The organism is Subtercola boreus (assembly GCF_003399635.1).
Classification (GTDB): Bacteria; Actinomycetota; Actinomycetes; order Actinomycetales; family Microbacteriaceae; genus Subtercola; species Subtercola boreus_B.
Genome location: NZ_NBXB01000011.1, coordinates 67,705 through 91,939, shown reverse-complemented (window position 1 = coordinate 91,939; position 24,235 = coordinate 67,705). Strand labels below are relative to the sequence as shown.

Here is a 24,235-nt window from a genome sequence, read left to right as displayed (position 1 = left end):
AGACCGGATTGCCCCGGTCACGACTTTTCTTCCGACTTCCCTCTGCGCCGCGCAACGAGGAGCACGGCGCCGACCGCGAGCACAGCAAGCACCACGATTCCTCCGGCGACAGCGAGGATCAGCCAGCCTGCCGCGCCATCACTCTCACTGGTGGTCGTCGATGGAAGCGCACCGAGCGTGCTGGTGCCCGCACGCCCGCAGTCCGGCGCCGCCGCCGTGCCCGCAGCCGCCACCGCGCCCGCCGGCGGCGCATACGTGAACGTGATCGAATTGCTCACCGGGTGCCCGTCGGAGGAGACGATCTGCCAACTCAGCGCGTATACCCCGGCACCTCCCAGAGCAACCGGCACGCTCACCGTCCGGCCCAGGATGCTCGCGCATCCCGTCTCGAAGTGAGTGGTCGTGGCACCGGGCCCCGTCACTTCGACGATCGACGACGACCCGTCACCCGACAGATCGAGCACTAGGTCGTTGAACGTCAGGCTCACGCTGCTGGGTGGCGCCGTGACGGTCGAACCCGCAGCAGGCGAACTGCTGACGAGAAAGTCGTGCGCCGAGGCACTGCCGGCGGGGAGTGCGGCCAGCCCGACCGCGACCAGGAGTGCTGCTGCAGCCGTTCCGGCGCGCAGGACGAACATCTTCTTCATGCGTGGTTTCTTCTCCTCGGCAACGCGTGGCGCAACCGATGTTCTGCGTGTGGAATCAGTGGGCGATATGCACACACACGGGAGGACCACGCCGCCAGACGCTCTGCAGGAACACGCCCAGGTCGCGGTGGTGATCGCGCGCAGTCGACGACCCTGTGCCGTCGACGCTTGTGACGGGAGTCGGTTCCACGAAGAGAGGTCGAAGCAGACGCCGAAAACGGAGGCCGGCGATGCCCACGAGGCCCCAGAAGGCGCTCTCACCCCGCCTCAGCGCCAGAATGGTGACGAGGGCGGCGCCGAGATGCGCGATCCACATGCCGGAGCACAGCTGTGCAGCCAGGGCTCCCAGCAGCATCGGTTCCCGGCCACCCGCCATTGCACCGCCGGTGGCGTCAGAGATACCGCCGGTGGCGTCAGAGACGATCAGCAACCCCCCGCCATGGTGCCGCATCGTGCCCATGGCGACCGTCGCTCCGCTTGCTGCACCGACGGTGAACAGGGTGTGCAGGATGACCTGGCTCCACACGACCGAGATCGAGAGCCGCAGCAGGGAGAGCGACTGACCGGCGAGGGCCACGCAGACGACGCCGGAGAACGCGAGGGCCAGCGCGGCACCGACAGCACCGGGAGACCCGCCCCCACCGGCGAGGTGCGAGAGCATGGCGACGAACACCGCGAAGATGGCGGCGGCCAGCCCGCGGAGGACGCGAGCCGGCCGTGTGTTCACACCAGCCAGTCTATTTTGTGCAGAATGGGCCTACTTGCGACCGCGACGACGGCGGGCCGGAGCGTTCTCCGACTCCTCCTCGACGGGGCCTGCGCCGTAGTAGCCGTACTTCTCGTTGTTGTAGGAGTCCGGTCCCTTGTTCGGCAGCATCGTGAGAACGACGCCCACGACCTTGCTGTCGATGCTCGTGAGCGAGTTGAGCGCCCGGGCCAGCTCGGTGCGCTTGACCTTGCCCGATCCCGCAACGACGACGGCACCGGCGGTCATGCTGCTGATGATGGCACCGTCGGTGACGGGGAGGAGCGGCGGGGCGTCGATGATCACGTAGTCGACTTGCTCGTTCAACGCTTCGAGCAGGTTGTGCATCGCGTCGCTGCCGAGCAGCTCACTGGGGTTCGGGGGAACGCGGCCCGCCGGAAGCACATACAGCTCACGGTTGCCCCAGCGCTGCAGCACGTCGGCAAGCGGGACGGTGCCGATCAGAACGTCGGTGAGGCCGACTGCCCCTTCGAGGCCCATGTACTCCGCCAGTTTGGGCTTTCGGAGGTCGCCGTCGATGATGACGACGCGCACGCCGGTCTCGGCCAGCGCGAGGGCGAGGTTCGCCGCCGTCGTGCTCTTGCCCTCACCGGCAATGGAGGAGGTGACGACGAAACAGTGGTTGGCAGATCCGGCGCTGACGAAGCGGAGGTTGGTGCGGAGCGCCCGGAAGGCTTCTGCACGCGGGTTCCTCGGATCACTGTGCACGAGCAGGGGGTGCTTGTTCGACTCGGGGTCGAAGCTGATCCCGCCGAGAAGGGGTGCGTCGGTCACGCTGGAGACATCGTGTGCTCCGTGAACGCGGGTGTCGAGAGCCGTGCGGAGGAACGCGGCGCCGAGGCCGAGCACGAGGCCGACCAGCAGGCCGAGCGCGATGTTGAGCGGCACATTCGGGCTGGAGGGGCTCGTGGGCACGAGCGCGGGGTCGACCACGCGCACCTTGACAAGGCTTGCCCCGCCGCCCGCAGGCTTCTCGAGTTCGTTCACCACGGCGTCGGAGAAGCTCTGCGCGGTGGCGTTGGCCAGATTCGCCGCTGTCTGCGGGTCGGAGTCCGTCGCGGTGAGTTCGATGATCACCGTTCCGACGGGAGACGCTGCCGACAGGTGGTCGGCGAGGCTCTTGCTCGTCGTGTCGAGGTTCAGCTCGGCGATGACCTTGTCGAGAACGGAGGCGCTCGTGATGATGCTCACGTACGATTTGACCTTTGCCTGGGCATAGTTGTTGCCCGAGGTCAGATCGCCGGCCGTCGGTGTGTCCGAAACAGCGACCGAGACATACATCGTCGTCGTGGTGCGGTACTGGGGGGTCGCGATGATTGCCAACGCAGCGCCGGCACCGATGCCGAGCAAAGCGAAGATGACGATGAACACCCATCCTTTACGGATGACGCGAAAATAACCCTCTAAAGTCACAGGCTGGTGCCCTCTCCTGGTGAAGCCGGCAGCTTCCCCTGGCCAGCGCGAGCCGAGAAACGGTCTCCCGGCGCGAGAATTCTATGTCAGGTGTCTGAGAAAGTTACAATTGACAACAGGAACCTATGGGAAGGTGGACCTATGCGCCGTCACTCTTCCCTCCGCCGCGCCGCCACTCTGGCCGCGGTCACGGCGGTCGTCTGCGCACTCTCCCCGGCCCTGATCCTGGGGGGCGCCGCCGCCACGGCCCAGGCAGTGCCCACATCTTTCTCGCTCGCCGACGACACGACCGGCCCCGTGCTGGTTCCGCCGGTGGTTCCGGATCCCGTGCCGACCAGGGATCCCACACCGACACCGGACCCCGTGCCGACCACGGACCCGGAGCCGACACCCGACCCCGTGCCGACCACCGATCCTGTGCCGACCACGGACCCGGTTCCCACCGAGGAGCCGGCCCCGGCGACGGACGTGCCCGTGCCCGTCGATCCTGTTCCCTCCGAGGCACCGGCCCAGGAGCCGGCGCCGGCGCCCGTCGAATCCGACTCCGGCTCGAACTCGGACTCCGGCTCCGGCTCCGGCTCCGGCTCCGATGAGTCGGACTCTGGCGAGGCGACCCCTGTTCCGACCGAGACCCCGACGCCGGCCCCCGCGCCCGTGATCACGGCGACGGCCGCTCCCGCTCCCGTCATCGAGCTGCCCTTCTACCCGCCGCCGTCGGCCGGTGCCGTGCGCGACGTCTTCCCCTACGTGATCGCGGGGGTTGCCGCCGGATTGGTCCTGCTGCTCGGTGTGGCCACCTATGTCTTCACCCGCTGGCGCCTCCGCCGGCTCCGCACGCAGTCGTTCCCCGGCAGCCGACGCACGCCGTCGACGCCCAGCAGCCGCGGCCCTCTGACGACCCGCCCGGGCATGGCCACGGGGTTGGCCGAGCGCGCACCGTCCGGTGCCTCGATCGCGGCCGGCTTCGTGCTGCCGTGGGCAGCCGCACCAGGTGCTGTCGTCACGCGGCCCGGGGCCGGCTCCGACTTCACGCTCGGTCTCTCGCCCGTCTCACCTCTCAAGCAGGTCGAAAGCGGGTCGGCCACGAGCCTCGACCTCGTTTTCAGCCCGCTGGCGGAGGCGAGCGTCGACGCCGGAGCCCCTGCGGCGAACTTCGAGCTGCCATTCCGACGCGAACCGGCACCGGAGACTGCCGCTGGCGACGATTTCCGAGTCTTCGACGAGCCCAAGGCCGTTCCGGACAGGATCGCGGCTCTGGCGAGCCGGTTCGGGCTCTCGTTCGGCAAACGGGTACCGGCCACGCCATCCGCCACCTTCGACCTCGGCCTGCCGAGCACGAGCTAGAAGCCGCGCCAGTCCGACGGCGGGAAGACGATGGCCGCCACCCGGCCCACGATGTCCCCGCGGCCGACCATCTTCAGGCACGCGCTGGTCGGATCCCGCCCCCGGCACGCGAAGATCGAGTCGTTCGAGTTCGAGCGGTGGTCGCCGAGCACGAAGTACTGCCCCGCCGGCACCGTGAGCTCGCCGAAGCAGCGCATCGAGACGGGAGTGCTGCCGCAGTCGAAGCTTCCCGGAGCGAAGGGATAGTCGGCGTAGACGTACGGCTCGTCGACCGCCAGCCCGTCGACGAGCAGATGCCCCTCTGCGTCGCAGCACGAGACCGTCTGGCCGGGGCCGGCGATCACCCGTTTCACCAGCGTGTGGTCGAGGTTGGGACCCACCCCGACGATTCCGCCGAGCCAGCGCACGGCGTAGAGGAGCGGATTCGAGGGCTGCTCCGGGGTCTCACCCCAGAGATCCGATGCCGTGAACACGACGATGTCGCCGTCTTTCGGGTCGGAGAAGTCGAGCGAAACCCGATCCACCAGCAGCCTGTCCCCGATCGAGAGCGTCTGCTGCATCGACCCGGACGGCACGTAGTAGACCTTGACGAGGAACGCCTGCACAAGTGCGAGCACCACGAAGGCCGCGAGCAGGTTGAACCAGAAGCTGCCGGTGATGCGCCGGATGCCCGAGCGCGCCGGTCGGGACGGTCTGGCGGAACGGCCTCGCCTGGCAGGCCCGGCCGACCCGACCGGTTGCGGCGTCTCGGCGCTCACCGGGCGCTCACTCGGCGCTCACCGGTTGCCCGCAGCCCGCAGCAGGCCGACCGAGACGAGCTCGTCGAACGCTGCCGCCACAAGCTCGTCGGCGTCACCCGACGGCGGCAGGCCATGGCTGTCGACCACCGCTCGGGTCAGTTCTTCTATCGTCGAGCCCGCGATCGCGTTCTCGAAGAGCGTTGGGGCGATGCCGCTCAGCACGCGCACCACGCGGTCCTTCAGCACCACGAGCGAATCGCCGTCCCTGACCGCGTCGTCGAACACGGTGTGGAAGACGGTCGGCGAGGCAGGAGTCTCCGGTCCGGCCTCGGCGAAGAGCCGCCGGAACACCTCAGGGAGCGTGTCCGCCTCGCTGTAACTCACCTGCCGGAGACCGCCGCAGCTGTCGAGGATCGACCGCAGTCGTTGCAACGGCCGACCACGCTCCGCGAGATAGCTCACCTGGGGCACGAGTTCACCCACGGACTCGGCGAACCCGAGGGGGCGGACGGCGGGCGGCACCTCGCCGGGCTCGGCTGGCCGGCGATCGAGCATCACGACCCCGACGAGTCTCAGCGGCCGCCGGGTGAGAGCCTGCAGGCCGAGTGCGGTCGGCGAGACCTGGGTCTTCCAGCGCGCGGGGGCCGGCTGCTTCACCGAGAGGGGTTTGCCGTAGGGCAGAACGGTGAGGTCGTCGTTGATGCCGAGAGTCTCATCTGTGACGTAGCCGAAGACCCGGCCGAGCGCGATCGATGCGGTCGTCTTGCCCCGACCGGACGGCCCGACGAAGGCGATCACGCGGCCTGTCTGCAGGTCGGCGACGGCCCCGGCGTGCAGCATGACGAGGTCGTTCCGCCGCGCGTCGATCGCCAGGCGCGTCACGAGCCCGGCGAGCTGGTCTTCGAGCTCCGGGAGGGTCTGGGCGACCAGGTCGGGTCGATCATCCGGAACCGGCTGGGGAACCCGAGTCGGCCCGGCCGCCCCTGCCCGGCCCCCCGGGTCGAGCACCACGCGCACATTCTGGCGGCCGGGGGAAGCGGTCTCGACGACCGAACCCCCGCACCACTCCCACACTTCGGCCACCCTCTGGGCGTCGCGCGCCTCGAGTCCCTCGAAGCGGAGCACGAACGGCACCTCGAGGCAGGTCAGTTCGACGAGGTGCGTCATGCTCACACGCTATCGCACCGCCACCCGGCTACGAACTGGGCTTCGTGAGCCCCCAGCGCGGATACAGCACGTCATAACCGCGGCTCAGCCCGCCGTCGAGCGCGACGTTGTCGTGGCTGCTGCCGGGGATCTCTGTGTAGGTGGCGTGGATGCCCGCAGCGACGGCCGCGTCGTAGGTTCTCTTGACGCCGCCAAGCGCCTCCTGGTCGTTCGCGCCCACGGCGAAGACACCGACGGAATCCGGGTAGGTCGTTTTCGACATGATCGTCTTCGGCCAGACGGCCCCGTAGGCGGCCTGGTCACCGTTGAAGACCCGCGAGAGGGTCGACCGGTCATCCACTCCCTGGTATTCGTCGCCCGAGATGTCGACGAAGTTGCCGAACACCTGCGGGTACTTCGCGCCGAAGTAGGCGGCGCACATCCCACCGTTCGAGAACCCCAGGATGGTCCAGTCCTTCGGGTCGTCCGAGACAACGAAGTGTGACTTCACCCAGGGCACGACATCCTTCATGATGTAGGTCTCGACATTGCCCATCGACGTGTCGAGGCACATCGGGTCCTTCGAATCGTCGGCGAGCTGGTCGGGGTTCACAACGATCGGCCCGAGTCCATTGTCGGCTGCCGCGAGCTTGTCGAGGATGACCTTCGGGTCGTCGAGGCCAGGGCTTCCCGGCTGGCCGTTCAACTGGATGATCACCGGCAGTTTCGGCTTGGCCGCGACCAGTCCCGCCGGAGGCACGTAGGCGAGCGCCGTGCGGGCGGGGAACCCCGAGACCGTGTTAGGGATGTCGACGGTTCCGAGCGAACCGGCCGCGGGGAGGTCGGCCGGGGCCTTCCACGTCTCGTAGAGCGGCAGGCCCGGATCGATGCTCGGGTCGGCGGTCGGCCTGCCGGTCGACGATGCGCCGGTGTCGAGCGGTTTCGCGTTCGTCACCCCGAGGAACGCCGCCACGGTCTTGTCGAGCCCGAACGCCGCGTTCACGCCGAGCGTGCCCGTCAGCACGAAGATGAGGATGGAGACGGCGGCGATGACCTTCCGCCACCAGCGCGTCAGCCAGAGGTTCACGATGGCGATCGCCACGGCCGCGAAGGTCAGGATGATCCAGCAGTCGACCACCGGCGAGAGGCGAGTTCCGAAGAGGTCCATCACGTTGACCGTCACGAGGATCGTGACGGCGCCGATCAGTGCACCGGAGACGGCGCCGATGCACGCCGTGAGCACCCAACGCGTGGTCGGGCGGCGGATCAGCAGGTAGAGCACGAGGGCGATGCTGATGACCGTCATCGTCACGATGACGGGGGCGTTGACGATGTTCAGGCTCAGGAAGGCATCGGTCATGAGTCACAGTATGACGGCAGAGGGCTGGGTTTCGATCGAGGGCTCCGGAACGCAACGGCAGGATCCAACCGTCGCGGATCATCCGCCGCCGGAACGAAGACTTCGTTGCGGGACGCGGCCGCCACCGCTTCGGCGATCGTCTCCGGGGAGTCCTCGTTCAGAACGAAGGAGTGCGCTCCCGCGTTCATGACCCGCCGGATGGCCGGGGCGTAGGTCGTGCTGCCCAGCACGACGATGCCCGTTCCATGCGGCACGAGCGAACTGACCTTCGCAGGGGTCGGGTGCCGTTGCCGAGTTCGTTGTCGAGCAGCACGACGTCGGCCAGCACGTTGTGTTGTCGGAAGTGGAGTAGCGAAAGGAGAGGGCGCAGGAAGGGCGATGCCGGAGGCAGCCCCCCGAAGGGGCGTGTATCATCTCGATCATCACAGGCCACACCAGTCCAAGGGGACACCATGGAATTGACGTCGTATCTGCGGATCGTGCGGAACCACTGGATCGGCATCGTCCTGCTGATCGCCGTGGGCGCCGGGGCCGGTGCGGGCTGGGCGATCATCCAACCTCGCGTCTACACCGCAGACGCGAGCGGCATCATCACGACCGGTGTGAGCACTGACCTCGGATCGGCGCTCGTCGGTGACAACTACGCCAAATCGCGGGTGAAGTCCTATCTCAATGTGGCGAAGTCCCGCGCCGTCGCGACCTATGCCATCGACAAGCTCGGGCTCACGACGTCGCCCGAGTCGCTGATCTCGAGCATCACCGTGACCAACCCCCGCGACACGGCCGTGCTGCAGATCTCCGCCCAGGGCCCGACTCCCGCGAAGGCCCGCGACCTGGCCGAAACCTGGGTCGACGGCATGATCGAGCAGGTCAAGGCGCTCGAGAACTCGGGAGTCGCCGCCGAACCGAGCACGACGGCTCCGGCCCCGACGACGAGCGGTCCGTCGATCGTCACCCTGCAGACACTCGACTCCGCCGTGCTCCCCACGTCTCCGACATCACCCGACACGCGGCTCGCCATCCTTCTCGGCCTCCTCGGCGGCTTCGCGCTCGGCATCGCCTACGCGCTCACCCGCAACACGCTCGACCGCCGCATCCGTTCGGTCACGGCCGTCGAGAAGGAATTCGGTCTGCCCGTCGTCGGAACCGTTCCCTTCGACCGCAACTTCACCGACACGAACCGCCTGGTCAGCCAGATGAACGTGTCAGACTATACGGCGAAGCGCACCGACGACGACGCCGTCTCCGAAGCGATGCGGGAGCTCCGCACCAACCTGCAGTTCATGGATGTGGACAATCCCCCGCGCATCATCGTCGTCACCAGCTCCCTCGCCGGAGACGGCAAGTCGACCATCACCGCCAACCTCGCGACGACCATCGCCGCATCCGGCCAGCGCGTCGTGGTCGTGGATGGCGACCTCCGTCGCCCGACGGTCGCCAAGTCGTTCGACCTGCTGCCGGGGGTCGGCCTGACCGACGTGCTGGTCGGCCGGGCCGAGATCGAAGACGTGCTTCAGCCCTGGGGGGAATCCGGCAACCTGTTCGTCATGGGTGCGGGCGTCATCCCGCCGAACCCGAGCGAACTGCTCGGATCGAAGGCGATGCGCACCCTGCTGAACGAACTCGCCCGCGATGCCATGGTGCTGATCGATGCGCCTCCACTCATTCCCGTCACCGACGCCGCGATCCTCACGGCGCGAACCGACGGTGCCCTGATCGTCGCCTCGGTGGGCAAGACTTCGATCGATGCCCTCCGCAAGTCCCTGCAGAACATCGAGAAGGTGAATGGCCGCACGTTGGGAGTGATCCTCAACCGCGTTCCCCGGAAGGGTTCGGCGAACGGGTACTACGGCTACCAGTACAAGGGCGACTACTACTCGTCGAACGCGACAGGCGAGGACCGCGCCCCCCACGTCATACCCGAGTACGCAGACGCCGTGCGGTCGAAGTCCCGCCGCGGCGCGCCCCTCGAACGCCGGCAGGGCGACGACGAGAGCACGGCCCGACCGGCCGGTCCCGCCGTCTCCGAGTCGGACTCGCCCCGCGCCGCGCGGTCCGAGCTGACTGAACACAACACCGCGCCATGACGGAACCGGAATCCGCGACCCTCGCATTCGAACCGTTCCACATCGTGATGGTGTGCCAGGGCAACATCTGCCGCTCACCCCTCGCCGAAGTACTGACGAGGTCACGACTCGGCGAAGCGGGCCTGCACCGTGCGGTCGCGGTCTCGAGCGGAGGCCTCGGCGCTGTGGTGGGGTCGCCGATGGATGCGACGGCCGCCCAGATGGCCCGCCGGTATCGAGGAGCACCCGACGACTTCCGGGCGCGCCAGTTGCGCACGGGCATCGTCGCGAGCAGCGACCTGATCCTGACGATGACCAGGGACCAGCGGGACGAGGTCGTGCAGCGATACCCGCGAGCCCTGCAACGCACCTTCACGCTGACCGAGTTCTCGAAGCTCCTGGCCACCTCCAGTGTCGACCTCCCGGAGACCATCGACGACCTCGCCACGACCGACCGCCAGGTCGCCGAGAGCCTGACCAGTCGTTCGCCGCACATCGCGCGGATGCTCCGCGACCGCACGAAGGACTTCTCCCGCATCCGGAGCGTCGCCAGGCTCGTCCCCGGCGACGACATCACCGACCCGTTCCGGCAGTCCACCGCCGTGCACGAGGCCGTCGCGCAGAAGATCAGCCTGTCCACATCGCAGATCGTGCACAACTTCATCGGCTGGGCCATCGACTCCGAGGGCATCGACCGCGTCCGCGCGTGACCTATGAGCGTCGTCAGCACCCTCGACAACGCCAGCGCTGTCGATCTCGCCTCGGCCTGGGTGAGCCATCACGCGCGCGCGCTCGGTATTCGTGCCCTGGTTATCAAGGGTCCGCTGGCCGGCCGGCTGGGGCTCCGGGCCGAACGCGTCTCTGCCGATGCGGATCTCCTGATCGAACCGGGGCGGCTCGACGAGCTGACGGCGCACCTCTCCCATTTCGGCTGGTACGAGCGGCCCGCTGGACGTGTTCCGCGCATCGTCGAGGCGCATTCCGTCTCCATGATCCACGACGACTGGCCCATCGACCTGGATCTGCATTCGTTCTGGCCGGGTTTCCTCGGTGAGCCGGCTGCGGTGTTCGATTCGCTCTGGAGCGACCGTCTCGAACTGTCGCAGGCGAACGCGCCGGTTGCCGCGCCCGGGATCGCGGCGGGCATCCTGATCCTCGTGCTCCATTCGCTCCGGAACCCGCTCACCCAACACTCCGGTCGCGTCGACACGCTGGAGAGTCTGCGGCAGGCCGCTGTGGCGACGCTGTCTCCGTCAGCGTGCGAGACCCTTGTGGCCCGGGCCGCCGAACTCGGTGCCGTGCAGACCGCCGCACCCTTCCTGCGCCTGCTCGGGGCGGAGATCGCTCCCGATGCCGACCCGAGTGACGAGTTGACCCTCTGGCGCGTCAAATCCAGCACCAGCGGCAATGTCGGAGCGTGGCTGCTCGACTTCCGCAACGCCCACGGCGCCCAGCGGGTGAGGATCGCCCAGCGCGCACTCCTTCCCGCGCCGAGTGACCTCCGCGCGCAGCACCCCGAGCTCCCCCCCGGGCCGCACGGTGTCATGCTCGGTTGGTTCCGGCGCTGGCGCACGGGCCTGTCCGAGGTTCCGCGCGCCGTCACGACGATCCGGCGCTCCGGTCTCCCCCGCCGGAAGGCCCGCGGATGACCGTTCCTCCCCTCACCGCCGACACGGTGCTCCGGAGGGCGGCCGGCACGGCGGAGGTCGAGCACAACACCGGCGTCGTCGTGCTGCTCCTCGACTCTCCGGACTGCAGACCCTTCGAACTCACCGGCGGGGGCGTCGGCATCTGGCGGAGCCTCGGGCGGGGTCCACGATCGGCTCGCGGCCTGGTCGAGGAGATCGCCGCCGGACACGAAGTCGACGCTTCCGTGATCGCGCCGGAGGTCGAGGCGTTCCTCGAAGACCTCCTCAGAGCCGGGCTGGTCGAGAACGAGGCCGCTCGATCCTGACCGCTCGGGCGGATTCTGCGAAAACTGTCATCGCGACGACACGTTCACGAAACCTTGCAGCTCTAGCCTTGGGGTGTCAGCCGATCGCAGCGGTTGACGCGCCACAAATCCTCCTGCGAAAACGACTGACAACCGTTGGAGGCACTTTGGCTCTCAGACAGCACCTCACCCAGGTGAGCCTGCCCATTCTGGACGACATGGGTCCGATCTTCGTTCCGGCCACCCGCAACATCCCCGGCATCGAGGGCATCGCCGATGCGCAACGCACCTTCGGGGGCATGGCGCGGGCCCGCCTGGTCGTTGCCAAGGAGGACGGCCGCAGAGTCGTGCAGGTGATGATCAGGTACACCTCGTACCGGGTCGTGCTCGGCGTGCTCCCCGACGAGATCGCCCGGGAACTCTACCCGAGGCTCCGCTGGCTCGCGCTACGGAAACGGGCAGCAACCTGCCCCGCCGAACTCGAGTCCGACCCGGATTCACCCCACTATCTCGGGGCGTGGCTCAATCCGGAGCGCAACTAGGGTGCGGGTGTCGCCAGACGGGGACACTGGGTCAGACGGGAATCTGTCGTCAGACGGAGATACCCAGGACCTCGGCCGTCGCCGAGATCTCCTTCTCGGCCTTTGCCGGAGCGGTGTTCAGGAGGGTGCCGAGGGAGGGAATCATCTTCTTCAGGTGCGGAACCCAGCCCGCGTACTCGGCGGGGAAGCAGCGCTCGATCAGGTCGAGCATGATCGGCACAGCTGTCGAAGCACCCGGCGACGCTCCGAGGAGGCCGGCGATACTGCCGTCGGCGGCGGTGATGACCTCGGTGCCGAACTGCAGCACCCCACCCTTCTTCGCGTCCTTCTTCATCACCTGTACGCGCTGGCCGGCGGTGATCAGGTACCAGTCCTTTGGATCGGCGGTCGGCATGAACTCCCTGAGCGCCTCCATCTTCTTGGCGCGGCTCGCGAACACCTCACCGATCAGGTACTTCATGAGATCGAGGTTGTCGCGGGCGACGGCCAGCATCGGCCCGAGGTTGTGCAGGCGGATCGAGCGCGGCAGATCGAGCCAGGAGCCCGACTTGAGGAACTTCGGGCTGAACCCGGCGTAGGGGCCGAACAGCAGGGAGGCCTCGCCGTCGACGACGCGCTTGTCGAGGTGGGGAACCGACATGGGCGGGGCTCCGACCGACGCCTTGCCGTACACCTTCGCCTGGTGCTCACGCACGACGGCCGGGTTGTCTGTGCGCAGGAACTCACCGCTGATGGGGAAGCCCCCGAAGCCCCTGATCTCGGGGATGCCCGCCTTCTGCAGCAGGTTCAGCGCGCCGCCGCCGGCGCCCACGAAGACGAACCGGGCGTTGACGATGCTCGGGGTTCCCCCGACAAGGTGACGCACCGCCACCTTCCAGGTGCCGTCCTTCTGCTTCTTCAGTCCGGTCACCTGGTGCTCGGTGTTGAGCGTCGCACCATTGGCCGTGATGTAGTCGAACAACTGCTGCGTGAGGGAACCGAAGTCCACGTCGGTGCCCGCGGGAACCCGCGTTGCGGCGACCCGCTCGTCTTTTCGTCGGTCGCGCATGAGCAGCGGCGCCCAGCCGTAGACCACCTGTGGATCGTCGCTGTACTCGATGCCGGCGAAGAGCGGCTCGCTGAGCAGCGCCTCGTAGCGCCGGCGGAGGTAGTCGACGTTGTCCTCGCCGCGCACGAACGTCATGTGCGGCGTCGCGTTGATGAACGTCTCGGGGTCTTTGATGAGCCCCTGCGTGACCAGGAACGACCAGAGCTGGCGGCTCACCTGGAACTGTTCGTTGATCGCGACGGCCTTCGATGTCTCGACCGATCCGTCTGCCGCCTGTGGCATGTAGTTCAGCTCGCAGAGCGCGGCATGGCCGGTGCCGGCGTTGTTCCACGGATTGGAACTCTCCAGGGCGACATGGCCGAGCTTCTCGTACACGGCGATGGACCAGTCGGGCTGGAGCAGTTTGAGGAGGGCGCCCAGGGTGGCGCTCATGATGCCGCCGCCGATCAGTACGACGTCCGTAGGTTTCGGTGAGTCAGTCACCTATACAGCTTAATACCCCGGATGGCCGTGGCGGCCGATCGGGCCAGGCTTGCCATTCGCCTGCGAATCATTCCCGCGTGCGGCACGGTAGATTGTGTGGCGAGGAACGAATCTGTCGATTGCGGCACTGGGGAAAGGATGTCTCGCATTTTTGAATCGTTGCCAAGGCGTTCGAAGATTCTGTGGGTGACATCGGCTGGGGGCCATCTGTCAGAGGTTCTGAAGATCGATGACGCCATCTCCTCCCACGAGGATTCTCTCTGGGTGACCTTCGACACCCCCCAGGCCCAATCCCTGCTCGCCGATCGCCGCGTGAGCTTCGTCGACTACGTCGCACCCCGGGATGTGGCCGGCAGCATCGTCGCCTGGCGCCGGGTGCGGGAGATCCTGAAGACCGAGAAATTCGACGCCTGCATCAGCACCGGGGCCGCGGTGGCGGCGTTCGCTCTCCCCTATGTCGCGCTGCGGGGAACTCCGGCCTTCTTCGTGGAGAGCCTGGCGCGGGCGACAGGGCCGTCTGCAACCGGACGCATCATGCGGGCGGCGCCCCGGGTGCGCACCCTCAGCCAGTACGAATCGTGGGCCACCACGTCGTGGCCCTTCCAGGGTTCCATCGTCGACGGCTGGGAACCGCACGAGACCCGCACGAGCCAGGACGGCGGTCGCAAGATCCTCGTGACACTGGGAACCATCCGTCCGTACCGGTTCGACCGTGCCGTGGATGCTGTCCTCCGTTCCCTCCGCGCCGGAGACGACGTGGTCTGGCAACTGGGTGCGACCACGCGGGACGACCTCCCGGGCGATGTCCATTCGGAGCTCGGCTTCCACGAACTGACCCAGTTGGCCTCCGAGGCCGACGTCGTCGTCTCCCACGCCGGCGTGGGATCTCTGCTGCAGATGCTCGAACTCGGCAAACTCCCCGTTCTCGCTGTGCGCTCCTCCCGGCACGGGGAGCATGTCGACGACCACCAGTCGCAGATCGCGGTCGAAATGGCCGACAGGGGGCTCGCCCGGCTCCTCGACTTCTCGGGCTCGAACGAACAGAACTTCGAAACCGCCTCGACTATCGGCGTCTCACCGACGACCCCATCCAGACCGTAGGAGCTCAGAGCCATGGCATTCCAAGACTTCGCAGCACCTCCCGCCCGCGTCGACCGGGTGATCGTGCACCAGTTCGACCCCGCCCGCCCGTCCCCCGGCGGCATCGACACCTGCCTCCGCGGGATCTGCCGGTATCTCCCCGTCGGCGAGATCGTCGCCATCGTCGGCGTGGACACCGGCCACGGGCCGGCCGGCCGGCAGAACGGCCGCTGGGAACGTCACCGGGTCGGCGAGCAGGAGTTCTGGTTCCTTCCGGTGGTCTCGCTCGATCCCGCCGACCAGGCCCGCCGGATCCCGCACTCCGTACGTCTCATCGCCGGGATCATCCGTCACCGCAGGCGCCTGCCGAAGCGGGACATGGTGCAGGTGCACCGGATGGATTCGGCCCTTGTTCTGCGCTCGCTGCTGCCTGGCCCGCAGACCTACTGCGTGCACACCCAAGAGGACGGCTTGACGGGCGGCACCTCGGATTCGTTCTGGCGTTTTCTCGGCACCGCCCACAAGAAGTTCGAGCAGTCCGTCGTGCGGAACGCTTCGAAGGTGATCGTCTTCAACGAGGAGTACGCCGCGGTCGTGCACCGCTGGAACCCGCGCACCGTATTCTCCCCGACCTGGTACGACCCCGCGCTGATCAGGAAGAACGGCACCCACGAGAACGAGAAGACCCTGCTCTGGGTCGGCCGGCTCGAAGTCCCCAAAGACCCGGCCCTCGCTGTCGGAGTGCTGGCCGCCCTGGCCGAACGCGACCCGGACGAGCCATGGCGCCTCGACCTGCTGGGTTCCGGAACGCTCGAAGCCGACGTGACGGCGGTGATCGCCGCGCTTCCGGCCGAGGTCGCCGAACGGGTCACCCTGGTCGGCCGGGTGGCGCCCGATGACGTCGCCGAGCGTCTCTCGCACGCTGGGCTCTTCCTGATGACCTCCCATGCCGGGTACGAAGGCTACCCGCGCGTGCTCGTCGAGGCGATGGCCTCGGGCCTGCCGGCCGTCGTCACAGACGGCAGCGACACAGGGGCGCTGGTCAAGGACGGTGTCACGGGCTTCACCACGGGACGGGATCCTTTACAGATCGCCGAGAAGGTGATCGCCGCTGCCGGGCTCGACCGCGACACCGTTATCGCGGCCGTGGCCGGCAAGGATGCCCCGACCCTGATCGCGAAGACCTTCTTCAGCAAGGCGACCAGCTCGACGACTCTCGACAAGGAGAATGCTCTATGAGGATGTTCATCACCGGTGTTGCCGGATTCGTCGGAAGCACCCTCGCAAAGCGGCTCCTCGCCGAGGGCCACGAGGTCGTCGGCATCGACTGCCTCTCGGACTACTACGAGATCGAGATCAAGCGCGCGAACCTCGAGTCCCTGGAGTCGCCCGGCTTCACGTTCATCGAGGAAGACCTGAATGTGGCCGACCTCGATCACCTCCTTGAGGGCATCGACGTCGTCTTCCACCAGGCCGGGCAGCCGGGGGTACGGAAATCGTGGGGGTCGGACTTCTCGATCTACCTCTCGGCCAACATCGAGGCCACCCAGAAACTGCTCGAAGCGGCGCGGAAGAACGGCGGGCTGAAGCGTTTCGTCTACGCCTCCTCCTCCTCCGTCTACGGCAACGCCGAGCGCTACCCCACGCTGGAGATGGACCGGCCGCGGCCGATGAGCCCGTACGGTGTCACGAAGCTCGCCGCGGAGCACCTCTGCTCGCTCTACGCGGAGAACTTCGGCATTCCGACGGTGTCGCTTCGCTACTTCACCGTCTACGGTCCGCGGCAGCGCACCGACATGGCCTTCACCCGCTTCGTGCGGGCGGCCGTGCGCGGTGAGCAGATCACGATCTTCGGTACCGGCGAGCAGATCAGGGACTTCACCTTCGTCGACGACATCGTCGAAGCGAACGTCAAGGCCGCACTGGTCGACTCCCCGAAGGGATCCGTCTTCAATGTCGCGGGTGGCAGCAACATCTCCGTGAACAATGTGCTCGCGCTTCTCGGAACCATCAGCGAGAAGCCGCTCGATGTGAAGTACATCGACGGAGTGGCCGGAGACGTGTTCCGAACCGGCGGCAGCACGGACAGCATCGAAGAGGTGCTGGGCTGGAAGGCATCCGTCCCCCTCGAAGAGGGACTTCGTCGCCAGTACGAGTGGGCCCGGGTCGCGTTCGCGGCTCCGGTGCTCTGACGCTCACCGTGTCGCAGAGCGAGCTGCCTAACGCCATCCGGTCACGGCAGGACTATCTCCGGTTCCTCGAATGGGACCTGCGGGCGCACGGGCTGAACCGCTGGCGCTTCTACCTGGTGCCCCAGTACCCGGAACTGCACTACCAACGGGTACTCCGTCGCACCGAATACCTGCGCACCCTGCCGGGGATCGTAGGAAAGATCAGATACTCGATCCAACGGGTGCGGCTGGCCAGACTGAGCGTGCACACGGGCATCAGCATCCCCCCAGGCGTCTTCGGCCCCGGGCTCTCCATCGCCCATTTCGGCAGCATCGTCGTCAATGACAGGGCCCGCGTCGGGGCGTGGTGCCGCATCCACTCCGGCACGAACATCGGGGTGAACCGGGGCGGTGTTCCCGAGCTCGGCAGCCACGTCTACATCGGTCCGGGAGCGGTTCTGTTCGGCGCCATCACGGTCGGTGATTCGGTGGTCGTCGGCGCCAATGCCGTCGTGACCGAGGACGTGCCGAGCAGCGTGACCGTGGCCGGAGCGCCCGCGAAAGTCATCGCCGAACGGGGATCGGCGTCGTCGATGCCCGAATGGTTCCCGCCCTACAGCAGCTGAACACCTGGAGAGCCACGTGCCCACGAAGATCGCCATTCTCATTCCCCGGCTGCACGGCGGTGGGGCCGAGTTCGTTGCAACCCAGTGGGCGGCCTACCTCACCGACCACGACTGTGACGTGACCGTCGTCACCACGCACCAGTCCGCCGCCACGGGTGCGGAGACGACGCCGTATCGGGTCGAGCGCCTCACGAGCGGGTCATTTCCCTCCCGCGTCACAGCGTTCCGCTCCCTGATCGAGCGCGAGCGATTCGACACCATCATCTCCCTGATGCCGCACTGGAACATCCTCGCGCTGCTGGCGGTGGCAACTCTCCGCCAGAAGCCCCGCGTGATGATCAGCGGGCGCAACATCGAGTCGGGTCTCCGGACCACACTCAGCGCGTCGTACCGCCGGGAGCTCTTCCTGGCCAAGCATCTGTACCGCCGTGCGGACGGCTACATCGCGATCTCCCATCCCGTCGCCGCCGAGGCGATCGCCGGCTACGGCCTGGATCCGGACCGGGTCTTCGTGGTTCCGAACCCGGCCGCGGGAAAGCTCGACCTCGACAAGAGCCGGGCGCTTCGCGAATCACGAGGGATGCTGGACCGGTCGAAACGCCTGACGCTCGCCGTGCCGGCCAGGATCGTCGACCAGAAGAGGCCTGAGGTCGTTCTGCTGGTCGCCGACGAGCTGCGGAGGCGCGGCATCGCGGTGGCCGTAGAGTACTTCGGTGATGGTCCCCTGCGGGACGCGATCTCGAAACGGGCCGAGGAGCTGGGCATCCCGCTCGTGCTGCACGGCTGGGTCGAGACGTGGTACGACAGCGCCGCCGACGATGCGGTCGTGCTGCTCCCGTCGGTCTCAGAGGGCTTCGGGAACGTCTTCGTGGAAGCTGCTGCCGTCGGCATCCCGAGCGTCGCCTCCTCGAAGGCGCTGGGCCTGGCCGATGCGATCGTGCCGGGCATCACCGGGATGCTCTGCATCGGCCAGAGCGTCTCCGATCTGGCCGACGGGGTGCAGCTGGCCGCCGCGGTGCCGGTGCCCGTCGAGCTCACCGACTGGCTCCACCATTTCTCGCCCGAGTACAGCGGGGCGGCCCTCGTTGCAGCATTGGGGTCAGTCAGGTAGAAGGCCTGTCGCATTCCCGCGTATGCTATCCCCCATAAGGGGGCGGCGTCACGCTCTTCACCAGACCGACGCCGTATGCAGATGCGCCGAACAGACGAATCAGGCACTACCGGCGACGTGACCGTCGCACGATCACGGCGCGCCATCCTGACGCTGGGTGGCCTCGGACTGGCGGGAGCGGCCGGATCCGTCCTCACACCGTCGACCACCGCCGAAGCCGCGACGACCGTGACGAGCGTCAACGGGCTGACCGGAGCCGTCACGCTCACCGCGGACAGCGTCGGAGCCGCGTCGGAGGCGCGGCTCCGCAACCACGTCGTGCTGGCCACACCCGACAACTTCGTCGGCATCGATCCGACGGGCAAGACCTCCAGCTCCCTCGGCCTGAAGCGCGCGATCAACGCCGCGCCCGACGGGGCCACGGTGGTCGTGCCGTCGGGCACCTACCTCCTGGACACCCGACTCGACCTCAGGAACAAGTCCATCACCCTCGACCTGACGACAGCCGTGCTGCAGCTGGTGGCGAAGCCCGACGGGACGCCGCCCGAGGGAGCCATCGACTTCCGCGGTTCCTGGGGCACGACCTACCCGGTCGCCTCCGCGACGACGGGTACCGTGACGATCGATGGCCGCGAATTGCGGACGGTGCAGGTCGTGCTCGGATCGGGAACCGCGCCATACCAGAAGGGCGATGTGATCAAGCTCATCGCCGACGACCTCATCGCGGGCGCCCGCCCGGGCAGCGGCGGCCTCGAGTCACGGGTGGGCCAGTTCCTGGTCGTCGAGTCCGTATCCGGAACGACCATCACCACCCTCTGCGAAGAGCTCATCGACACCTTTTCGAAGAACCTCAGGGTGTCCCTGCTGAACCCGGTCACGTGCCACGTCATCGGCGGCCGGATCACCGTCGACGCCAGCAAACTGACCACCTGGGTCACCACGGCCGTTCTCTTCAAGGACATGGTGAGGCCCACCATCACGGGTCTCGAGGTCTCTCTGGCCACCAACCAGCACATCCAGCTGATGGGCTGCTACGGCTACCAGGTCGACGGCTGCACGCTCGACTACGCGCCCAACAACCCCGATGCCAACCGGCTCGGCTACGGCGTGCTCGACAACTCGTGTTCGTTCGGGTTCATTTCGAACACGATCATGCGGAACGTGCGGCACGCCTACACAGACGACACTGCGAGAGTCGCCGTCGGTGCGACCGACGTCGGTGCGTACGGGCGCACCTACAAGACCAAGATCCACGATTCGCACGGTCACGGCACCTCGGGAATCACGTGGGACACGCACTCGGCCTCGCAGGGGGTGGAGTTCCTGAACTGCACAGCGACGGGCTCGGGGCCGGCGGGCTTCGGTCTTCGGGGCAGAAAGCACCGGGTCACCTCGGGCGAGGCCGTGGGCACCAACGACGGCATCCTGATCTACACAGAGGACTCCGTCACCGACAGCTGGGGGCATGTTGTGGATGGGCTGACCCTCCGCAATATAAAGAGCACAGCGATCAACGCGACGATGAACAAAGCCGAGACCCGCGGAACCACGATCCGGAATGTGCAGACAGACGGCTGCGGGCAACTGCTCTATGCGAAGTTCGTGACGTTGGAGATGACCGCCATCACGTTCCGGGCGCCTCCCGCCGTGAGCGACGACGGAGCCGTCCTGATCGCCAACGCCAGCGACGTGACGGTGCAGGGGCTCTTCTTCGACTTTCGGAGGAACACCTCCGGAGCCAGGCTGATCCCGATCACGCTGAGCAACGGCTGCATTCTCCGGGCGCAGGGCGTGTCGCTCGTGGCCGGATCGACAGCGACAGCGAACCGCCTGGCCTACTTCATCCGGGCCGCCAACACCACGGCGCTCTGCAAGGCAGTGATACCCGACCTGTTGATGGACTACGCGCCCGGCCCGATCAACGCGGGGCCCGTCTTCAACCCGACCGGGTTCGACGGCACGACGACGATCGGCTGGCATTCGACAGACGAGTCGAAGGGCTACAGCAGCGGCCACTACCTCTGGAACACGAGCACGACGACGAACGAACCGAACGGGGCGAACTACGTCTCGGGCGCCTTCACCCGCGCGCCCGACCAGACGATCGTGATCTCGTTCGCCGTGGAGTTCCAATCGACGCTCTTCAAACTGCGGAACGGCCGCTATCTCGGCCAACAGCTCGTGCTCGTAAACCTCTCGACGATCGGCAAGAACCTCATCGTGAAGAACGGGGTCTCTGGCTACAACACGATCACCCTCACGGGCGCCGACGTCACACTGACGCCCGGCAAGGTCATGCAGCTGATCTGGCTCGGTGCCGGCTGGCGACAGCTCTGAGCGGGCCCGGCGTGCCTCACTCCCAGAGGTCGTAGGGGAACGCCTGCATCAGCGGATCGGGGTCGAAATCGAGCGGCTGTTCCCCGCCGAGCCGCACCGCGTCGGCCACGGTGGCCGCCATCTCGAACTCGGTACGACCGGAACCCCGGTAGTAGTCCTCGTACTTGAACGGGCTCTCCCGGCTGGTCGCCACAAGCCGGGCAGGAACCCCGAGCGCCTCGGCCACGATGATGGCGTGAAGCGACGAGCCGACGACGAGCTCGCTCTGGGCGATGCGCTCGAGAACGGCCTCGACGGGGAGGATCGGACTCACCAGGCTGTCGGATGCCTCGTAGCTCGGCAGATCGTTGAGGTTCGGGATGACCGTGAGGGCGTACTTCTTGTCCCCCGCCAATTCGACCAGGTGCGGCATGACCTTCGGAACGAGAAGGCCCGGATCCCCGTACACCGGAGGGCAGTCGATCCCGCGCTCCAGAAGGAACGACCGCGTCAACGGACCCCGGACGGCGCGCACATCGAGGTCGGTGAAGGTGTGCGCGCCCGGCTCGACCTTGCCATTCACACCGGTTCCCCAGACGACGTCTCCCGTACGGGCGAAGTGCAGCACCGAACCGATGCTGAACAGGGTCAGATCCCGGCCCGCTGCCACCCGGTCGCCCATGCCGCGAGCCTTGAGCAGCCCGGAGACGATCAGCGGGCCGAGCAGGTCTCCAAAGTTGTTCACGTGGTTCTTGCGCTTGAGCGGCAGCACCTTTCGGAGGCGGCCGTTGAAGATGAACGGTCGGGGATTCCACGCAAAGATACGCGTCGTCATGAAGCAGGTCCTCTTCTCGCTCGTGCAGGTCTGAGCCGGTTCAGGGCCTTCTCGTAGGCGGCCATGTGGGCTCGTCCGATCTCGGGCCAGGCCCGGCCGGACATGTCGGGCCAGGTGGAGTAGGTGTGCCCGCGAACCGACCGCGCCGCCTCCTCCAGGGTGCTGCCGGTGAGACCGCCCTCGAACGTGAGCACCCACTCCTCACCGAACTCGGCGGCCAACCGCCTCGTCTCCGGCGTCGACCGGATGAGCACGGGGCGCCCGACGGACAACACCATGAAGAGCGCACCCGAGTTGTAGGGATCGGGGTAGGGCAGAACCACGAGATCGCTCGAGGCGATGGTCTCTGCGAGAACAGGTTCGTCGAGGAATCCCTCCTCGATGGCGATCCTCGGGTCGCCCTGGGCGAGCTCCTGGAGCTCCGCCGCGTACGATTTCGGTCTCGCGGATCCGGCGATCAGCAGCCGGAGGTGCTCGTCGTCCGTCTCGCCGAAGGCCGTGACCAGTTCGGAGATGTTCTTGTACGGCCGGAGCTGACCACATTGGAGCAGAACCGTCGTGCCAGAATCCACCGGGGGGCTGTAGGGAAACCCCAGATGCACCCGGTAGTCCCCGTGCGGGATGACCGCGGTCAGCGGCCACTGTTCGGAGCCGTCCGGGTTCATGAAGATGCGGAGCGTGACGCTCCGCTGCAACAGGTCGTAGATCCTCAGATCGGCGGGCGCGAGGTCGTCGTGGAGTCCGCGGTTGTGCATCGTCGTCACGACGGGTCGTCGCAGAATCCGCAGACGGAGGAGGAACGCCCGCACGAGGAGGCGCTTCAGGAATCGTGACGCCCGCCCGCCCGAGGTGTAGAGGGACTCGGCCCAGTGCACGTGGAACACGTCGAACCGCCCGAAGAGCGCCCGGGCCCAGCTGAAGTAGTACACCTGGCCGAGCGCGTCGATCTCATCGGCCAGCTGGCCGATGTACGGGTTCCTGGACGGGTGGTGCACAGACAGGAGAACACGCGTCACCTCAGGGCCCCTCCTCTCATCGGGTGTCGGCTCATCGCGTGTCGGCACGGAGCAGGCGCGCGGTGCTGGCGAGCGTCATCACGTCTCGACGGTAGGCGGGGATGAGGCACGCAGCTCCGATCACCAGGAGACAGACGGCGATCTCTGCGCCGAGCAGTAGCCAGCTGTTCCACTCGCTGCCGAAGAAGAACTGCACCGTCTGCGCGGCCACGAGCATCACGGTGAAGGCAGCCACCGGTCGGGCCGCGATGAGGATGAGCGGGCCTGTCTTGAGGTCGGCGTGGCGGATGGCGAAGATCGAGTAGAGGCCCCAGATCACGACGAGGCCGAGCGAATATCCGACCGCCACACCGATGCCGCCCCACGGCACGCCCAGCAGGATCAGCACGACCATGACTCCCCGCCCGATCAGGCTGAACCGCAGCTGCAACCAGGTCAGGCCCTTCGACAGGAAGATCCAGTAGTAGACATACGCGAGAGCCTGGAAGATGCCTCCGAGAGCCAGGATCTGGAAGATCGGCACCGCGGAGACCCATTGCGGGCCGAAGAGGATGCTGAAGAGCGGATAGCCGAGGGACGCCAGCATCATGAAGGCCCCGATGAGCACGTACGACAAGATGAGCTGCGCCCGCTCGACGTAACGGCGGTACTGGTCCTGGTTGTCGATCCGCGAGAGCACGGGGAGCGCCACGCGCGTCATGGGGGCGGCGAGCTGCTGCATCGGGAGCGCGAAGATCTGGAAGGCACGGTTGTAGAGTCCGAGCACCACCGACCCCCAAAAACGCCCGAGCGACACGGAGTCGACGTTGGAACTGATGTAGGTGATCAGCTGCACACCCATGGTGTTCGCGCCGAAGCTCAGCAGCCCCCGCATCTCGGAGCGGCGGGCGGGAAGGCTCGGACGCCACCTGCTCATGATGCCGACGATGACAAGGATCGCGAGCGCGATGCTCACCTGCTGGAACGCCAGGGCCCAGTACGCGAGCCCGGCCAGGGCGGAGACGACCGCGACGGCCAGCCCGATGGCCTGGGCCGACACCTCGGCCAGCGACAGCACCTTGAAGCGGAGATTGCGGGTCAGTTCGGCCTTGAACTGCGTGGTGAGACCGTTCATCAGGAACGTGATGGCCAGGAACCGGGAGAGCCCGACCAGGGCCGGCTCGTTGTAGAAGGCGGCGATCGGCCCGGCCAGGAAGAAGACGGCGGTCGCCGAGAGGAGCCCGATCGAGGAGTTGATCCAGAACAGGTTGCTCTTCTGCTTCTGGGACAGCGACTTCGCTTGCACGGCCGCCATCGAGAGCCCGAAGTCGCCGAGGATCAGGGCGATGCCCGTGATGGCGGTGATCATGGTGATCACGCCGTAGTCGCCCGGTGTGAGCAGCCGCGCCAGGATGACCAGCGTCGCCATCTGCACGACGAACTTGAAGAGTTGCCCGACCAGTGTCACAAGCGCGCCTCGTGCCGCTGTTTGGGGTAGCCCCATGTCGCTCCGTTTCCGTCGGTTCATCCTAGCCGCAGGCGGTCGATGGCATTGATACACTGGGCGTGCCGGTCTCCGGCCGATTCGTGAGGGGGGATCCACATCAGCGTAG

23 protein-coding genes are annotated in these 24,235 nt (G+C 67.1%); 12 read left to right on the top strand and 11 right to left on the bottom strand.

The genetic code is table 11. The features are described 5' to 3' along the window. Positions 1-17: 17 nt before the first annotated feature. The 3 genes from B7R22_RS02965 to B7R22_RS02955 are packed head-to-tail and all read right to left on the bottom strand — an operon-like array spanning position 18 to position 2,826. On the bottom strand, positions 18-647 hold the full coding sequence (locus B7R22_RS02965; protein ID WP_116410325.1) for a copper resistance CopC family protein: 630 nt from the start codon (positions 645-647) through the stop codon (positions 18-20). Positions 648-702: 55 nt separating this feature from the next. Beyond that, positions 703-1,374, bottom strand: coding sequence for a hypothetical protein (locus B7R22_RS02960; RefSeq protein ID WP_116410324.1), 672 nt, complete (start codon positions 1,372-1,374; stop codon positions 703-705). A gap of 30 nt (positions 1,375-1,404) precedes the next feature. Then, complete coding sequence (locus B7R22_RS02955) at positions 1,405-2,826, bottom strand: polysaccharide biosynthesis tyrosine autokinase (protein ID WP_116410323.1); 1,422 nt, start codon at positions 2,824-2,826, stop codon at positions 1,405-1,407. Between the two features lie 141 nt (positions 2,827-2,967). On the opposite strand from B7R22_RS02955, the gene B7R22_RS02950 reads away from it, so the two are divergent. Further along, positions 2,968-4,170, top strand: coding sequence for a hypothetical protein (locus B7R22_RS02950; RefSeq protein WP_116410322.1), 1,203 nt, complete (start codon positions 2,968-2,970; stop codon positions 4,168-4,170). Here the strand turns inward: B7R22_RS02950 and lepB are convergent. Genes lepB through B7R22_RS02930 form a run of 4 tightly spaced genes read right to left on the bottom strand, consistent with a single transcriptional unit; the run spans position 4,167 to position 7,670 of the window. Further along, positions 4,167-4,928 carry a signal peptidase I gene (gene lepB / locus B7R22_RS02945; RefSeq protein ID WP_116410321.1) on the bottom strand — a complete coding sequence of 254 codons (762 nt, stop codon included), beginning with the start codon at positions 4,926-4,928 and terminating at the stop codon, positions 4,167-4,169. The two genes, B7R22_RS02950 and lepB, sit on opposite strands and share 4 nt — an antisense overlap. Positions 4,929-4,946: 18 nt before the next feature. Beyond that, positions 4,947-6,077: a hypothetical protein gene (locus B7R22_RS02940; RefSeq protein WP_147305280.1), complete on the bottom strand. Its 1,131-nt coding sequence runs from the start codon at positions 6,075-6,077 to the stop codon at positions 4,947-4,949. Positions 6,078-6,105: 28 nt separating this feature from the next. Next, a complete protein-coding gene (locus tag B7R22_RS02935; RefSeq protein ID WP_116410319.1) occupies positions 6,106-7,416 on the bottom strand; it encodes an alpha/beta hydrolase in 1,311 nt (436 codons plus the stop codon). Further along, positions 7,413-7,670, bottom strand: a complete 258-nt coding sequence (locus tag B7R22_RS02930) for a response regulator transcription factor (RefSeq protein WP_147305279.1) — start codon at positions 7,668-7,670, stop codon at positions 7,413-7,415. The genes B7R22_RS02935 and B7R22_RS02930 overlap by 4 nt, the downstream gene beginning before the upstream one ends. A 198-nt stretch (positions 7,671-7,868) precedes the next feature. Here B7R22_RS02930 and B7R22_RS02925 point away from each other — a divergent pair, with 198 nt between their 5' ends. The 5 genes from B7R22_RS02925 (at position 7,869) to B7R22_RS02905 (ending at position 11,957) form a co-directional block, all read left to right on the top strand. Beyond that, complete coding sequence (locus tag B7R22_RS02925; RefSeq protein WP_172582176.1) at positions 7,869-9,503, top strand: polysaccharide biosynthesis tyrosine autokinase; 1,635 nt, start codon at positions 7,869-7,871, stop codon at positions 9,501-9,503. Beyond that, a complete protein-coding gene (locus tag B7R22_RS02920) occupies positions 9,500-10,192 on the top strand; it encodes a hypothetical protein (RefSeq protein WP_116410316.1) in 693 nt (230 codons plus the stop codon). Before B7R22_RS02925 ends, B7R22_RS02920 begins: the two co-directional genes overlap by 4 nt. 3 nt (positions 10,193-10,195) lie before the next feature. Continuing rightward, positions 10,196-11,131, top strand: a complete 936-nt coding sequence (locus B7R22_RS02915) for a hypothetical protein (RefSeq protein WP_116410315.1) — start codon at positions 10,196-10,198, stop codon at positions 11,129-11,131. Beyond that, the gene (locus tag B7R22_RS02910) at positions 11,128-11,436 is read left to right on the top strand and encodes a PqqD family protein (protein ID WP_116410314.1); all 309 of its coding nucleotides are present in this window, start codon (positions 11,128-11,130) and stop codon (positions 11,434-11,436) included. Before B7R22_RS02915 ends, B7R22_RS02910 begins: the two co-directional genes overlap by 4 nt. Before the next feature lie 146 nt (positions 11,437-11,582). Beyond that, entirely contained in the window at positions 11,583-11,957 is a 375-nt protein-coding gene (locus tag B7R22_RS02905) for a hypothetical protein (protein WP_116410313.1), read from the top strand. A gap of 49 nt (positions 11,958-12,006) precedes the next feature. On the opposite strand, the gene B7R22_RS02900 is transcribed toward B7R22_RS02905, so the two are convergent. Continuing rightward, the gene (locus B7R22_RS02900; protein WP_116410312.1) at positions 12,007-13,488 is read right to left on the bottom strand and encodes a malate:quinone oxidoreductase; all 1,482 of its coding nucleotides are present in this window, start codon (positions 13,486-13,488) and stop codon (positions 12,007-12,009) included. 186 nt (positions 13,489-13,674) lie between these two features. On the opposite strand from B7R22_RS02900, the gene B7R22_RS02895 reads away from it, so the two are divergent. The 6 genes from B7R22_RS02895 to B7R22_RS02870 all read left to right on the top strand — a co-directional run bounded on the left by B7R22_RS02895 (position 13,675) and on the right by B7R22_RS02870 (position 20,813). Continuing rightward, positions 13,675-14,589 carry a glycosyltransferase gene (locus tag B7R22_RS02895; RefSeq protein WP_172582175.1) on the top strand — a complete coding sequence of 305 codons (915 nt, stop codon included), beginning with the start codon at positions 13,675-13,677 and terminating at the stop codon, positions 14,587-14,589. A gap of 12 nt (positions 14,590-14,601) precedes the next feature. Then, entirely contained in the window at positions 14,602-15,807 is a 1,206-nt protein-coding gene (locus B7R22_RS02890) for a glycosyltransferase family 4 protein (RefSeq protein ID WP_116410310.1), read from the top strand. Then, positions 15,804-16,760: an NAD-dependent epimerase/dehydratase family protein gene (locus tag B7R22_RS02885; RefSeq protein WP_116410309.1), complete on the top strand. Its 957-nt coding sequence runs from the start codon at positions 15,804-15,806 to the stop codon at positions 16,758-16,760. Before B7R22_RS02890 ends, B7R22_RS02885 begins: the two co-directional genes overlap by 4 nt. A gap of 8 nt (positions 16,761-16,768) precedes the next feature. Continuing rightward, positions 16,769-17,365: a serine O-acetyltransferase gene (locus B7R22_RS02880; protein ID WP_172582174.1), complete on the top strand. Its 597-nt coding sequence runs from the start codon at positions 16,769-16,771 to the stop codon at positions 17,363-17,365. A 16-nt stretch (positions 17,366-17,381) separates the two neighbouring features. Then, a complete protein-coding gene (locus tag B7R22_RS02875) occupies positions 17,382-18,476 on the top strand; it encodes a glycosyltransferase (RefSeq protein WP_116410307.1) in 1,095 nt (364 codons plus the stop codon). A gap of 117 nt (positions 18,477-18,593) precedes the next feature. Continuing rightward, a complete protein-coding gene (locus B7R22_RS02870; RefSeq protein ID WP_147305278.1) occupies positions 18,594-20,813 on the top strand; it encodes a hypothetical protein in 2,220 nt (739 codons plus the stop codon). A gap of 16 nt (positions 20,814-20,829) precedes the next feature. Here B7R22_RS02870 and B7R22_RS02865 read toward each other — a convergent pair whose 3' ends face one another. The 3 genes from B7R22_RS02865 to B7R22_RS02855 are packed head-to-tail and all read right to left on the bottom strand — an operon-like array spanning position 20,830 to position 24,126. Beyond that, complete coding sequence (locus B7R22_RS02865) at positions 20,830-21,627, bottom strand: polysaccharide pyruvyl transferase family protein (RefSeq protein ID WP_116410305.1); 798 nt, start codon at positions 21,625-21,627, stop codon at positions 20,830-20,832. Then, positions 21,624-22,643, bottom strand: a complete 1,020-nt coding sequence (locus B7R22_RS02860) for a glycosyltransferase (protein WP_116410304.1) — start codon at positions 22,641-22,643, stop codon at positions 21,624-21,626. Before B7R22_RS02860 ends, B7R22_RS02865 begins: the two co-directional genes overlap by 4 nt. Positions 22,644-22,674: 31 nt before the next feature. After that, positions 22,675-24,126: a lipopolysaccharide biosynthesis protein gene (locus B7R22_RS02855; protein ID WP_172582173.1), complete on the bottom strand. Its 1,452-nt coding sequence runs from the start codon at positions 24,124-24,126 to the stop codon at positions 22,675-22,677. Between the last annotated feature and the right edge of the window lie 109 nt (positions 24,127-24,235).

Excerpts from the sequence above, each read along its gene's own strand:
- B7R22_RS02965 (WP_116410325.1), bottom strand. The coding sequence starts at position 647 with ATGAAGAAGATGTTCGTCCTGCGCGCCGGAACGGCTGCAGCAGCACTC.
- B7R22_RS02950 (WP_116410322.1), top strand. The coding sequence starts at position 2,968 with ATGCGCCGTCACTCTTCCCTCCGCCGCGCCGCCACTCTGGCCGCGGTC.
- B7R22_RS02940 (WP_147305280.1), bottom strand. The coding sequence starts at position 6,077 with ATGACGCACCTCGTCGAACTGACCTGCCTCGAGGTGCCGTTCGTGCTC.
- B7R22_RS02935 (WP_116410319.1), bottom strand. The coding sequence starts at position 7,416 with ATGACCGATGCCTTCCTGAGCCTGAACATCGTCAACGCCCCCGTCATC.
- B7R22_RS02925 (WP_172582176.1), top strand. The coding sequence starts at position 7,869 with ATGGAATTGACGTCGTATCTGCGGATCGTGCGGAACCACTGGATCGGC.
- B7R22_RS02920 (WP_116410316.1), top strand. The coding sequence starts at position 9,500 with ATGACGGAACCGGAATCCGCGACCCTCGCATTCGAACCGTTCCACATC.
- B7R22_RS02915 (WP_116410315.1), top strand. The coding sequence starts at position 10,196 with ATGAGCGTCGTCAGCACCCTCGACAACGCCAGCGCTGTCGATCTCGCC.
- B7R22_RS02910 (WP_116410314.1), top strand. The coding sequence starts at position 11,128 with ATGACCGTTCCTCCCCTCACCGCCGACACGGTGCTCCGGAGGGCGGCC.
- B7R22_RS02890 (WP_116410310.1), top strand. The coding sequence starts at position 14,602 with ATGGCATTCCAAGACTTCGCAGCACCTCCCGCCCGCGTCGACCGGGTG.
- B7R22_RS02885 (WP_116410309.1), top strand. The coding sequence starts at position 15,804 with ATGAGGATGTTCATCACCGGTGTTGCCGGATTCGTCGGAAGCACCCTC.
- B7R22_RS02865 (WP_116410305.1), bottom strand. The coding sequence starts at position 21,627 with ATGACGACGCGTATCTTTGCGTGGAATCCCCGACCGTTCATCTTCAAC.
- B7R22_RS02855 (WP_172582173.1), bottom strand. The coding sequence starts at position 24,126 with ATGGGGCTACCCCAAACAGCGGCACGAGGCGCGCTTGTGACACTGGTC.